General features: G+C 32.8%; 11 protein-coding genes and 1 tRNA gene. 7 read left to right on the top strand and 5 right to left on the bottom strand.

Going from position 1 to position 12,866, the window contains the following annotated elements; translation table 11 throughout:
- Positions 1–25 precede the first annotated feature (25 nt).
- From ACNQF8_RS13260 to ACNQF8_RS13230, 7 genes are all read left to right on the top strand, one after another.
- Positions 26–586, top strand: a complete 561-nt coding sequence (locus ACNQF8_RS13260; RefSeq protein ID WP_417951451.1) for a helix-turn-helix domain-containing protein — start codon at positions 26–28, stop codon at positions 584–586.
- A gap of 30 nt (positions 587–616) precedes the next feature.
- Positions 617–1,069 (top strand): response regulator, encoded by a 453-nt coding sequence (locus tag ACNQF8_RS13255; protein ID WP_233206883.1) that lies wholly within the window; start codon positions 617–619, stop codon positions 1,067–1,069.
- 10 nt (positions 1,070–1,079) lie between these two features.
- Positions 1,080–2,876 carry an ATP-binding protein gene (locus ACNQF8_RS13250; protein ID WP_417953721.1) on the top strand — a complete coding sequence of 599 codons (1,797 nt, stop codon included), beginning with the start codon at positions 1,080–1,082 and terminating at the stop codon, positions 2,874–2,876.
- Between the two features lie 27 nt (positions 2,877–2,903).
- The gene (locus ACNQF8_RS13245) at positions 2,904–3,401 is read left to right on the top strand and encodes a GNAT family N-acetyltransferase (protein ID WP_417951453.1); all 498 of its coding nucleotides are present in this window, start codon (positions 2,904–2,906) and stop codon (positions 3,399–3,401) included.
- Positions 3,402–3,536: 135 nt separating this feature from the next.
- On the top strand, positions 3,537–4,631 hold the full coding sequence (locus tag ACNQF8_RS13240; protein ID WP_417951455.1) for an efflux RND transporter periplasmic adaptor subunit: 1,095 nt from the start codon (positions 3,537–3,539) through the stop codon (positions 4,629–4,631).
- Positions 4,631–5,887, top strand: a complete 1,257-nt coding sequence (locus tag ACNQF8_RS13235; RefSeq protein WP_417951456.1) for an ABC transporter permease — start codon at positions 4,631–4,633, stop codon at positions 5,885–5,887. The genes ACNQF8_RS13240 and ACNQF8_RS13235 overlap by 1 nt, the downstream gene beginning before the upstream one ends.
- 2 nt (positions 5,888–5,889) lie before the next feature.
- On the top strand, positions 5,890–6,570 hold the full coding sequence (locus ACNQF8_RS13230) for an ABC transporter ATP-binding protein (protein WP_417951458.1): 681 nt from the start codon (positions 5,890–5,892) through the stop codon (positions 6,568–6,570).
- Between the two features lie 4 nt (positions 6,571–6,574).
- On the opposite strand, the gene ACNQF8_RS13225 is transcribed toward ACNQF8_RS13230, so the two are convergent.
- The 5 genes from ACNQF8_RS13225 to ACNQF8_RS13205 form a co-directional block, all read right to left on the bottom strand.
- The gene (locus ACNQF8_RS13225) at positions 6,575–7,144 is read right to left on the bottom strand and encodes a pentapeptide repeat-containing protein (RefSeq protein WP_417953720.1); all 570 of its coding nucleotides are present in this window, start codon (positions 7,142–7,144) and stop codon (positions 6,575–6,577) included.
- Between the two features lie 100 nt (positions 7,145–7,244).
- Positions 7,245–7,679: a DUF6526 family protein gene (locus tag ACNQF8_RS13220; protein WP_417951461.1), complete on the bottom strand. Its 435-nt coding sequence runs from the start codon at positions 7,677–7,679 to the stop codon at positions 7,245–7,247.
- Between the two features lie 293 nt (positions 7,680–7,972).
- The gene (locus ACNQF8_RS13215; RefSeq protein ID WP_417951463.1) at positions 7,973–10,132 is read right to left on the bottom strand and encodes a S9 family peptidase; all 2,160 of its coding nucleotides are present in this window, start codon (positions 10,130–10,132) and stop codon (positions 7,973–7,975) included.
- Positions 10,133–10,299: 167 nt separating this feature from the next.
- Positions 10,300–12,084: a DUF885 domain-containing protein gene (locus tag ACNQF8_RS13210; RefSeq protein ID WP_417951464.1), complete on the bottom strand. Its 1,785-nt coding sequence runs from the start codon at positions 12,082–12,084 to the stop codon at positions 10,300–10,302.
- Positions 12,085–12,739: 655 nt separating this feature from the next.
- Positions 12,740–12,827: transfer RNA gene (locus ACNQF8_RS13205), tRNA-Ser, on the bottom strand.
- Positions 12,828–12,866 lie beyond the last annotated feature (39 nt).

The following is a 12,866-nucleotide window of genomic DNA, read 5'->3' as shown; positions in this document are numbered from 1 at the left end:
TTAACTTTAACACTTGTTTATTGATATGAAGCTCAATTTTAATTATGATGGAAATGTTGCTTGTAAGGCAATATTACAAGATCAATTAGAAAAATTTGATATTAAATATCAGCTGTTGGATTTAGGACAAATTGAAATTGGAGATAATGTTTCTGAGGATGTTTTAACAGAACTTCAGGTTTGTTTAACCAAGTATGGCATTCAGATTATTGACAATCCAAAAGGACAATTAATACAAAAAATTAAAGATGCTATAATTGAGATTGTCTATGAAAAAGATAAGTTTCCAAACATAACAATTTCACAATATTTATCGGATAAACTGAACTTTAGATACGGTTATATTACTAATGTTTTTTCGGAATATACATTTACATCTATTGAGAATTTTATTATTATTCAAAAGATTGAAAGAGCCAAAAAACTTATAATTGAAGAGAAACTCACGTTAACCGAAATTTCTCATGAATTAAACTACAGTAGTGTAGCTTACTTATCAACTCAATTTAAAAAAGTGACAGGATTAACACCTTCAATGTTTAAAAGAATAGTAAGTAAAAAGAGAGAGTTATCTAATAAAGATTAAATAAAATTTTAAAAATATACCCCATATTTTATGATTACACACCAAGATTCAATGCATATTCTTTTAGCTGACGATGATGAAGATGATCGTACTTTTTTTAGTGAAGCTATACAAGAGCTTAAAATGAATAATAAGTTGACTCTATTTAAAGATGGTAATGATCTAATGGATTATTTAGTGCATCCTGAAATTAAGTTGCCTCATGTTTTATTTCTTGATTTGAATATGCCCGGAAAAACAGGAATAGACTGTCTGAAAGAAATTAGATCGAACACTCGTTTTAAAGATGTTTCGATTGCCATATATTCGACCTCTTCATCAGAAAAAGATATTGAAGATACCTTTATTGAAGGAGCAAATATTTACATTAAAAAACCTAATGATTTTTCTAAACTAAAAAAAGTAATCAAGGAGGTTGTAAATATGAATTGGCAATTTCATACCTCAGGTTTAAATATTGAAACTTTTTTCTTTAGCATATAAAAAGGAATAGATGAAAATTCTTGGACTATATAAAAACTCACAAGTGTTTAAAATAGCTTTAGCTATTGCAATTGTTGTTGTTTGTTATATAGCCTCGATGTTTTATTCCCAAATGAAAAAGCTCGATTCAACGGTTGAATTAATAGCAAATTCTAATGAAACACAACTCGAATTAGAAAAACTGCTATCCGTAATGAGTAATTACGAAACGAGCTTGCGAAGTTATATTATTACAAAAGATGCAGCGTATATACAAGATCGTTTTTTGAGTAGGGGTAAAATTGAAGAAAGCATTACAAAGCTTAAGTTGTTAACTGCAAATGACTCCGCCAGATACAATGATATAGACCGATTAAAAAGGCTTATTGATCTTAGATTCAAATTGTTAAGAAGGACCTTACTTCTTGCACAAAGTAAAAATTCTGGTCCGGTAGCGATAAATGCGATGTTATTGCAGAACAGTAATGTTACCGAGAGGATGAAATCCTTTGTCACTAAAATAATATTTTCTGAAAGTACAAAAACAAAATTTGAAAACAATAATCATCAATTTGAATTACAAGATTCAATCATTACCGCTTTTTTATTAGTTATACTTTCGCTTCTTATATTACTGCTTTCGTTCCAAAAGATGAATGTTGACATTGATGAACTCAAAAAGGCAAATGATCAATTAAAGCTATTAAATGAGTCCTATAACTCTGCTGAAATGACAGCTAGTTTTGGACATTGGATGGTGAATTTAGAAAGTAATGCCTATACTTTTTCAGATAATTTATTCCGATTGATGGGTGTAGAACCTAATGCATTCGAACCAAATATTGAAAATTCAATTAAATATATTCATCCGGATGATTTAGAATATGTCACTAAAGTACACATTGATTCGTTGGTTAATCATCAATCCACTTCAATGATATTTCGATTTTTGACACCAAGTGGTGATATAAAATATATCATGGGAGTAGGTAGTTTTACTAAAAACGGTAATGGAGATTTGATTAAAATAGGCGTTAATTATGACATTACAAGCCAGTATAATAAAACACTCGAGCTGGAAAATAATAATAAAGAACTTAAATATATTAATACTGAACTAGAGGCTTTTAACAATATTGTAAGTCACGACTTGCAGGAACCGCTTCGTAAGATTCAAATGTTTATCTCCAGATTAGAAGGAAAGGAATCGGACTTGCTTTCGTCACAAGGGAAAGAATATTTCTCTAAAATTCGTGTAACTGCTAATAGAATGCAGACTTTATTAATTGATTTAGTGAATTATTCCAGAACAATAAAAGGCGATAAGGTTTTTGTGAAAACGGATTTAAATAAAGTTATTGAAGAAATACTTCAAGATTTATCCTCTAATATTGAAGATAAAAAAGCCATTATTACAATTGGAAATTTTCCTGCAATCAAAGCAATACCTTTTCAGGTGAAGCAGCTTTTTATAAATTTAATTTCAAATTCTCTTAAATACAGTAAAGAAGATACAGCTCCGGAAATCAGTATTACTTCTAAAAAAGTAACAGAAAAAGAAATGCATGATTATAAAATCGCCAATAAAAAGGATTATTATAAAATTGTGATTTCTGATAACGGAATTGGTTTCAAACAAGAGTATTCAGATAAAATATTCCTATTATTCAAGCGTTTAGAAACCGACCCAAAATATTCAGGAACTGGACTTGGACTGGCTATTTGTAGTAGAATTGTAGATAATCACAAAGGATTTATAAGAGTAAAAGCAAAACCGGGTGTAGGCGCTAAATTTTATATTTTTATTCCAAAAGGAGATTTGCTATAATTTCAATAATTTTACCAATAATTTACAATGTTACTACTAACCGAAGCTGCAATAGAAGACTTTAAAACTATTCGAGAGATTGCCTATAAATCCTGGCCAAATACTTACGGTTCAATTTTATCGAAAGAACAAATTGATTATATGCTCGATTTGTTTTACTCAGAGAAAACTCTTCTTGAAAATTTAAATGAGAAAGGACATCATTTCCTATTGGTAAATGAGGGAAAAGTCTGTCTAGGCTTTGCTTCGTATGAACATAATTATTTAAACCAAAAATGTACTCGCCTTCACAAAATTTATTTGCTTCCAGAAGCACAAGGAAAAGGAGCAGGGAAGTTGCTGATTGAAGCAGTAGAAAACTTAGCCAAGGAAAATCAATCGGTTGTAGTTTCATTAAATGTGAATAAATTCAATAAAGCCATTTCGTTTTATAAAAAAATAGGATTTGAAGTGGTTTCAGATGAAGAAATTCTATTAGAGCATGGCTACAAAATGGAAGATTACAAAATGGAAAAAAAACTTTAATTCTACTATTTTCCTTATTAACCATCGCTTTTTATCTCATAATTTTACAACAATGAATTTTAACTTCAAAATGGATATTGTCGTATATTTATAGGAAGAATTTACAACAACCTATACCGTTAAATACGAAGTGAAATGAGTTTGAAATTACGATTACTATTTTGTTTATCAGTTTTTAGTTTGCTTTCTTGTTCCAAAAATGAAACAGAAGAAATTAAACCCACAGTAGGAGAAGTTACGGAAAGTGTTTATGCGTCAGGAGTTATAAAAGCAGATGGACAATACACCGTTTATGCTACCGTAAATGGTACTTTACAAAAAGTCAATGTTATCGCCGGTCAATCCATTACTAAAGGGCAATCATTATTCGAATTGGAAAGTGATAAAGCAGAACTGAATACGGAGAATGCTCGATTAGCGTATCAATTGAGTTTGGAAAGCAGTCGTTATATTCAAGATAAAATTGCCGAAATGGAAATGAAAGTCCAATCAAGCAGAGACAAATTGACATTAGACGAATCCATTTACAACCGAAATAAAAACATCAGGAACCAGGGTGGAATTTCGGAAGTCGATTTTGAAAGAGTCGAATTAGCATTTAAAAGTTCCAAAATTAATTACGAATCTGCTAAAAAACAATTGGCACAACTCAAAGCCCAATTAAAAAATGATCAAAGCAGAAATAGTGTCAACCTAAAAATGAATCAGAAATCCCAAAGTGATTTTAGCGTCAAAAGCGCTTTTTCCGGAAAGCTGTTTGATGTCTTGGTGAAAGAAGGAACGTTAGTTACACCACAAACTCCTTTGGCAATAATTGGTCAGGAAAATTCATTTTTATTGGAACTGGAAGTCGACGAAAATGACATGGTTCGCGTAAGAACCGGACAAAAAGTATTGGTGACAATGGATAGTTATAAAGGACAGGTATTCGATGCTGTCATTGATAAAATTTACCCAATAATGAACGAACGTTCCCGTACTTTTAAAATTGAAGCACATTTTATAAAACCACCCGAAAAACTCTATCCAAATCTTACAGCCGAAGCTAATATTATCATTCAGATTAAGCAAAATACCATTACGATTCCAAAAACATATTTAATAGAAGGCAGATATGTTTTAGTAAATGAAGACGAAAAACGCGAAGTAAAAACGGGTTTAAGCGATTATCAAAAAGTGGAAATAGTATCGGGTTTAACGGCAGAAGAAACGATTTATAAACCCAAATAATGAACTTTAAACTCATTTTAAACATTGCCTTGCATTTGCTTCGGGCGCGATTGAAGCAAACGATTGTTGCTGCTATTGGCGTAACGTTCAGTATCGCCATGTTTATTGCTTTGGTTAGTTTTATGAATGGTTTGAATGACTTACTAGATGGTTTAATGCTCAATAGAACTCCTCATGTGTTGCTGTACAACGAAATTAAACCTTCAGAAAACCAACCTGTTTCTATATCAGACGAATTTCAAAAAAAGACCAATTTTGTTCGTTCCATTAAACCGAAAGACCGTGGAAAATCCATTTACAACAGTAAAACCATTCTGGCTTTTTTAAAACAAGACCCACGCGTTATTGATGTTGCGCCAAAAGTGACTTCACCGGTTTTTTTTAATTCGGGGACGATTGAAATTTCGGGGATAATTAATGGAATTGATGTTTTGTCTGAGGACAAGTTATTTAAAATCAGCGATTATATCATTGAGGGAAAAGTAGCTGATTTGCTTCAGAATAACAGTATTATTATAGGGAAAGGTTTGTCAGATAAAATGCTGCTTACCAAAGGAGATATCATCAAGATTACCACTTCTAAGGGAAATTTAGCTTCGCTTAAAATTGTGGGTATTTCCGAAATTGGAATTGCTGAAATCGATAATGTGATGAGTTATACCTCTTTGGCGACAGCCCAAAAAATATTGGGAGAGCCTACAAATTATATCACAGACATTCAGCTTAATTTGTACGATATGACTGCAGCGCCTGCTGTTGCAAAAGAGTTTCAGAACACCTTTAATCTAGATACAATTGACTATCAAACCGCAAATTCTCAGTTTGAAACCGGAAGCTCAGTACGAAGTATCATTTCCTATTCCGTTGGAGTGGTGTTGCTGATTGTTGCCGGTTTTGGAATTTATAATATTCTGAACATGATGATTTATGAAAAAATGGACAGTATTGCGATTTTGAAAGCCACCGGATTTTCCGGGAATGATGTGAAATGGATTTTTGTTTCGCTTTCTGTAATTATTGGACTTGCCGGAGGATTGTTTGGTTTGCTGTTTGGCTATGTTTTTTCTTCTATTATAGATGTGATTCCGTTTGAAACCGCTTCGTTACCCACAGTGAAAACCTATCCAATTAATTACAATCTGATTTATTATGTTATCGGAATTACTTTTGCATTGTTTACAACGACCATTGCCGGACTTTTTCCTGCTTTAAAAGCCAGTAAAGTAGATCCGGTAGAAATCATCAGAGGGAAATAAAAATGGAAAATAATGCTGTTTTAGAGACAATTGGACTAAGTAAATATTTTTACGACCCTGTAAAATTTCAGGTGTTGAAAGAAATTGAAATGCGTATTAATCACGGTGAGTTTGTTTCTATCGTAGGCAAATCCGGCTGTGGAAAATCGACGTTGTTGTATTTACTTTCTACGATGGACACAGATTATGACGGTCAGATATTGATTCACAACGAACTTGTTACTGGTAAAACCGATAAGCAATTAGCTTTAATCAGAAATGAAAAAATAGGTTTTGTGTTTCAGTTTCATTATTTACTGGCTGAATATAATGTGCTGAAAAATGTAATGCTTCCGGGAATGAAGTTAGCTAAATATTCGGATAAAGAATTAGAACATCGCGCCATGGAACATTTGAAGACACTGGACATGGAAGATCAGGCACTGAAAATGCCCAATCAATTGAGTGGCGGACAAAAACAGCGGGTCGCAATTGCGCGTGCTTTGATAAACGATCCGTTAATTATAATGGGGGATGAGCCTACAGGGAATTTAGATAAGAGAAATAGTGATTTGGTTTTTGATATTTTTAATAAATTGACACAGGAGAAAAATCAAACTTTGCTGGTGGTTACCCACGATACTGATTTTGCCCAAAAAACTAATAGAATCATTACTATGGAAGATGGGAAAATAATTTCTTAAAGCACTATTTTACTATGATTTCATGTTTGTATAGCAATCCTTTTATACCTTCTAAAGCAAATACCGCTTTCTTTAGTTTTGTTGTTTTGGGATCAATAGTATAGTTGTAGCTGGTTCTAAAATCAGCTTTGTTGGCAATTGCTTTTGCAAATTCAGAACGGTATAAATCGCAGTTTTCAAAAACGACTTCGGTCAAATCAGTATTCATAAAATCAACGGCAATAATACTGCAATTGGTAAATGATGTTCCTTTGATTTTTAATGTATAAAATTTGGAGAAATCCAAAATACAATCATTAAAAGAAATCTCGAAAATCAATTTATCGCACATGGCAAAATTGACATCTTTGATTTCACACCGGTTGAAAATCACGGTTCTAAAGGCGACATAATTTATTTTGGCATTGCTAAAAATGCAATCATTGAAAGTACAGTCAATAAAAGTAACTGCTACAAAGGCACATTGAGAAAAATTACAATTGGTAAACGTACAGCATTCGAATTCCTTAAAATTGACTTCTTCTTCGTTATACGTAATGTCTTTGTATTCAATATCTAGAAAGTATTCTGCCATTTATGGGGTTTAAATTCAGCTTTTAGTGTTTTTTTTCGGAACAAAGAAACAAAATTCTGAATCGTTATATTGGATAAATTACGCTTATTATTTTTAAACATTAAACTCTTTCATAGTCGCCTTTCCAGTGCTGAATCGCTTTTTTAATTTCCTTTCCCGAAAGATTTTCAAGCAGCGCTCTTTGTGTTAGTGCTGGAAATTCATCATCTGGGGCAAACCGTAAGGCAAATAGTTGGTCATCATTTAACTGATGTTCAAAATCCTCCAATCTTTTTCCTGTAATCGAAAAATAACGGTACCGAAGTTCCAGACGTACGATTCGGTTTTGTAAAGTTAATGCATAGTGTTGGCGTAGCATGAAAGCCAGACAAAACAGAACGACGAAAATTCCACTTATAAACGCCCAAATTAATGAATCTTCGGTAGTGCAACTAAAATAAATACTAAACGACAGAAATGTCAATATTATAGGATAGTAAACAAAATGATGGGGTGGGTAATAACGAATATGATTTTTATAGGATTGTGTTTCCATGATTTTCTTTTAGAGTTTTTTAAAGATACTCAAAACAACTTATTTTTAAGGCTACAGGTTTTTTAATTATTAAAATCCAAAAATTATATATGTTTTGGTAGTGTCTAATAATAAAAAACAAGACTTGATTTATATGAAAACAATTCAATGTAGGTTATCAATATCATATTATTAATGCTTTATCAAAACGTCTTCTTGTCACAAAAAAAGCCCTGTCATTTTATAATGGACAGGGCTTTTCAGTTTTTTAGGATTTAAATTCCAGTATATGAATGTATAAACATCAGTTCCTTTTATTTTTTTTCAATTGATCTTTCAAAAAACTCATACGTTCGTAGCATTTGATCTATTCGTTGGCGATTGTCACCATTTCGTGTAATTTCATGAGTTGCTCCCGGATGTACTACAAATTCAACAGGACGATCTAATACTTTTAGACTACGAAACATCATTTCGGCCTGAATAAAACCGGTACGACGATCGTTCCCACCATGAAAAATAATAAAAGGTGTAGTGATGTTTTGAACATAACTTATGGGTGATTCACGAGTTAGAATTTCTTTCACTTTTGGCTCCCATGGATATCCTCCAAAATAATTTGGAACTAATCGCCATGCATTTCCTTCGCCAAAAAATGTGTTAAGATCATAGACACCGCGTTGCGCGCAAGCCGCTTTGAAACGATTGTCATGACTTATGATCCAAGCTGTAAGATATCCAGCATATGAACCTCCAGTAATAAGCAACTTGGAGTTGTCAGCCCAACCTTCTTCAACGGTTTTATCTAATGCTGTCAATACATCACTTGCCGGACCTTTGCCCCAATCGTTGATGTTGCCTCTTAAAAAATCCAAACCATATCCACCCGAACCTCTTGGATTACTATAAACGATACCATATCCTTTACTGCAAAAATATTGATATTCGTGCCACATACTTTCTTCACCAGGACCCCACATTGCTGATGGACCGCCATGAATTTCTAACAGTAAGGGATATTTTTCTCCTTGCTTGTAGTTGGATGGTTTCATGATCCAATATTCTACAGTCATTCCTAAATCGTTTGTAAATGTTTTCTTTTCAGGAATGGATAATTTTTTAGTTGAAACCCAATCATTAAAATTGCTTACTTTTTTTTCATTTCTTAAATTGGCATCAGCAAAATATAATTCAGAAGGATTTGATACCTGAGTTTTTGAAAATACAATCGTATTATTTATAATGTCAAAACTTGAGACACCAGTATCAACGCTGGATAAAGCCTCTATTTTTTTTGTTAATCTGTTAATTCTATGCAATACATTACCACCATTCATCTGAGAGGTGAAGTACAGGTATTTATCATCTTTACTCCAGATAAGATTTGATTTATTTCGATCAAAAGGGATTGTTACCATATCTTTTTCGGTGCCATTCATGGGCATTATTGATAAGGAAGGAACACTAATAAAAGAAGTATTACTGGACAAGAAAGCCAGCCATTTACCTGATGGAGATATGGTGGCACTGTTGTATCTTTTTCCGTTTTCACCTAAAATCATTTTAAAATTTTCACCATTTGTGTCAACTGTAAAAATCTCACTTTCTAATGATCGATCTGCATTTTCTATAGTGTCTACGTCTCCTGATAGAATTATTTGTTTCCCATTTGGCGCGTAGTCCGCAGTAGCAAAACTATAAAACCCTTTAGTAAGTAATCGTGGTTCAGCATCTTTGGAGACATTTATTTCAAAAAAGTGATTGAAATTCATATCTGAAGAAATATTCGACTCACTTTGGAAGTTTAATTTGTTCAAGACAATTGCTTTTTTGTCTGTTGCATTTTTATCTAAATAGGCTCTTATTTCGGATAAACTTCCGTTAGGATTTGGTTTCTCTTTGTTCGTTAGTAAATGTTCATTTTTGTCAAAACCAGGCTTTTCCATTTTCCAAGTTGGAATCGAATTTGATTTGTTTAAAATAGAATCTTGAAGCAACTCACGTAAGGGGATACTTGATGAAAAAAGTATTTTTTTACCATCTGGCGACCACTTTGGATTGGTGGCACCGTATTTATGTTTTGTCAGTTGCATAGGTTCACCACCTTCCATAGATAATATAAAAATTTGCATTTTGTCCTCTACAGAACGCGTAAAAGCAATCTGTTTACCATCCGGGCTCCATGTTGGTCTTGTCGCTCCATCTTTATTTGTGGTAAGTTGTACAGGTACGGAATTGCTTAAAGTATTGGTAGTGAATATCTGTGTGCGGTATTTGTAATCTAATTTATTATTTTCATCGTGTTCAATAGAAGTCACCGTAAAAGCAGCTCGTTTTCCATCTTTAGTCAGCGTTATGTTACCAACAGTTTTAATTTTCAACATATCAGTAATGGTAACAGCTTCTGTTCCATTTTGTGCGATTGAAGATTGTAATTGTATTAAAAATAATAGTACTATTGAAAGTTTTCTCATAGATTCAATTTTAAAAGTGTTGGTTTGTTATCAAGTAAGCTCAATTGTGCTATTATAATGTTTATTTGATGGTATTATAAGCTAACTATTTAGTAAAATTATAAAATTAAAATTGTTATCTGTATAATTTACTATTCGAAAGTATCTATTGCTAAATGAACAAGTGATTATTTAATTTGTTCATTAGCCCAATCATCCATATAAGTTTCAAACACACTTAAAGGGACTGAACCAACCTGCAAAATGGCATCGTGAAACTTTTTGATTTCAAACTTTGTGCCCATGCTTTTTATATATTTAGCTTTTAATTCCATTATTTTCAATTCTCCAGTTTTATAGGAAAGTGCCTGTCCTGGCAGCGCCATATATCTTTCTGTTTCAGAAATAGAAGCATTTTCTTCTCTTCCTCCTTTTTCCATCATGTACTGGATGGAATCATCTCTTGTCATTATTCCGGTATGTAATCCAACGTCTGTTACTAATCGTATTGCTCTAAACAACTCTGATTTGTAGGCAGCTAATTTTTGATAAGGGTCAGTATACAATCCTAATTCTTCACCCAATGATTCTGCATACAAAGCCCAGCCTTCAGAAAAAACCGAATACGAGGCAAACTGTCTAATTTTTGGCAAGGCTGGATTTTCTTGTTGTAGAGACAATTGAAAATGATGGCCTGGAATGGCTTCATGTATAAAAAGGTTGTCCATTCCCAACTTATTGAATTTAGTAGCGTCAACGATTGGAACATTAAAATAACCCGGTCTGCTGCCATCCGTTGTACCTCTTTCATAGTTAGCTGCCGATGTAGCCGCTTTAAACTTTTCAATCGCCTTTACCTTGAATGCTGTTTTAGGTACAATATTGAATAATTTTTTCAGGTTGGGTTCTATGATTGGCAGAATGGCTCTATAACTTTCCAATATTTGTTCGTCAGTGGTGAAAGGAAAAAAGGAAGGATGGGTCAAGGCATGATTGAAAAATACAGTTCTGTCTCCCTGAAAACCAATTTTTATCTTGAGGTCATCAATTTCTTTGGTAATTCGTTCGACCTCCTTAAGTCCGGTTTGGTATATTTCTTCAGGTGTTTGATTGGTAGTGGTGCTCACGCCTACAAAATATTCATACATTGCTTTTCCGTTGGGCATATCATTATAGCCTGATGTGGTTCTGGCTTTTGGCAAATAAACATTTTTTAAATAATCGGCGAGTTTTCGATAAGTAGGGATGATTTTTGTATTGATTGCATTTTGATAGGCCAATTGAATCGCTTTTTTTTCTTTGGTTGAAAAGGAGCTTGGCATATTCCTAACGGGTTCATAAAAGATGTTTTTGAGTGTGTCTGTCGTAGTTTGAGCTTCTAGCTGCGGAATCATTTTAATTACTAAAGCCTTTGGAAGCACCATTTTCATTGCAATACCTTTGTTAAAATTCGCTATCGCAGTATCGGCCCATATAGAAAAGCCGTTAATTCGTTTGAGCCAATTTTCATAATCTTTCACTGTTTTAAAAGGTTGAAAACTTTTTCCTGAACCTAGAGAAGGTAACGTACTTGGATAGCCCCTAAACTGGGTAAAAGGAATATATTCTAAATTGAATCTTTCTCTTTCCAGTGCTTGCTTTATTTGAAGATTTACGATATCAAAAGAAATTTTATCAAAAGAATTGAGCTTTTTTCTATCAAAAGAGGCTAACTGTTTTTGATACATTATGGTATAGTCGTGTTGCTTTTTTAGATAGGGTTTAGCGATATCGTTCGGAAATAAATCGTTGTATCTGTTGTCGCCTCTTTGTGTCGCCGTCAATGGGTTTAATAGTAAGCCATCTTCGTAATAATTGTCCAAAAACTTGTTGAAATTTGAATTATCGGCTGGTTTTTGGGATAACATAATAGTACTGGTTAAAACAAACAGTGATACTGCTATGTCTCTAAAAAGGGATTTTGGTAAGTTCATATAATGATTGTTTAGAAAATAATTTAATACAATTTACTAGATAAGCCATTTTTTTTAAATGTCTAATATTGCGGTAGGTATGGTGAAAAAAAATACTTTTTGGATTATGCTAATGTATGTTTTATTTTTTAACTATTACAATTATTTATTTTATCTCAAAAGCGATATTATTTGTAGAATTGGTCTAATAAGACTTTCTTTATTTTATTAATGATTACTTCTGTTTAGCGATAGCAGTAGTAAATCAACAATTAAAAACTTGTTTATTATTTAAATTTCAGAAGTTAATTTGATGACTTTTTTGAACAACTTTTTCTAAACTTCCAAAATCATGCTTCTTATATTTTCAAGATGATTATTTATTGAACGTCTTCTTAAGAACTACCTTTCATTTTTGACGCTTCCGTGGACCATTTTGAAATTTATCTGTTTGTGCTCAATTCAATTCTTTGGCCATTGACAGTGATTCGTGTGTAGATATCTAATCAACTGTTTATACTGGCTTTTGCTCTCTTTACGTATAAGAGAAAAGATAGTTTAGGGTAGCCGAATTTATCCACTAAGGAAACGTATTATGAATATTTTGGAGGGGTATAAATGAAAAACCCTCTAAATCATACGATTTAAAGGGTTTTAATTCAATTTGCTTTCCAGCTGGCGGAGAAAGAGGGATTCGAACCCCCGGACCTGTTACAGTCAACAGTTTTCAAGACTGCCGCATTCGACCGCTCTGCCATTTCTCCAGTATGTCGCTTTCATTACCTGATTGCGAGTGCAAATAT

The organism is Flavobacterium labens, assembly GCF_048286755.1.
Taxonomy (GTDB): domain Bacteria; phylum Bacteroidota; class Bacteroidia; order Flavobacteriales; family Flavobacteriaceae; genus Flavobacterium.
The sequence above is the reverse complement of the archived record's forward strand: the minus strand, read 5'-3'. Positions and strand labels throughout refer to the sequence as shown.

Coding starts and splice junctions, on each gene's coding strand:
- ACNQF8_RS13260 (WP_417951451.1), top strand. CDS start 26: ATGAAGCTCAATTTTAATTATGATGGAAATGTTGCTTGTAAGGCAATA.
- ACNQF8_RS13255 (WP_233206883.1), top strand. CDS start 617: ATGATTACACACCAAGATTCAATGCATATTCTTTTAGCTGACGATGAT.
- ACNQF8_RS13250 (WP_417953721.1), top strand. CDS start 1,080: ATGAAAATTCTTGGACTATATAAAAACTCACAAGTGTTTAAAATAGCT.
- ACNQF8_RS13245 (WP_417951453.1), top strand. CDS start 2,904: ATGTTACTACTAACCGAAGCTGCAATAGAAGACTTTAAAACTATTCGA.
- ACNQF8_RS13240 (WP_417951455.1), top strand. CDS start 3,537: ATGAGTTTGAAATTACGATTACTATTTTGTTTATCAGTTTTTAGTTTG.
- ACNQF8_RS13235 (WP_417951456.1), top strand. CDS start 4,631: ATGAACTTTAAACTCATTTTAAACATTGCCTTGCATTTGCTTCGGGCG.
- ACNQF8_RS13230 (WP_417951458.1), top strand. CDS start 5,890: ATGGAAAATAATGCTGTTTTAGAGACAATTGGACTAAGTAAATATTTT.
- ACNQF8_RS13225 (WP_417953720.1), bottom strand. CDS start 7,144: ATGGCAGAATACTTTCTAGATATTGAATACAAAGACATTACGTATAAC.
- ACNQF8_RS13220 (WP_417951461.1), bottom strand. CDS start 7,679: ATGGAAACACAATCCTATAAAAATCATATTCGTTATTACCCACCCCAT.
- ACNQF8_RS13215 (WP_417951463.1), bottom strand. CDS start 10,132: ATGAGAAAACTTTCAATAGTACTATTATTTTTAATACAATTACAATCT.
- ACNQF8_RS13210 (WP_417951464.1), bottom strand. CDS start 12,084: ATGAACTTACCAAAATCCCTTTTTAGAGACATAGCAGTATCACTGTTT.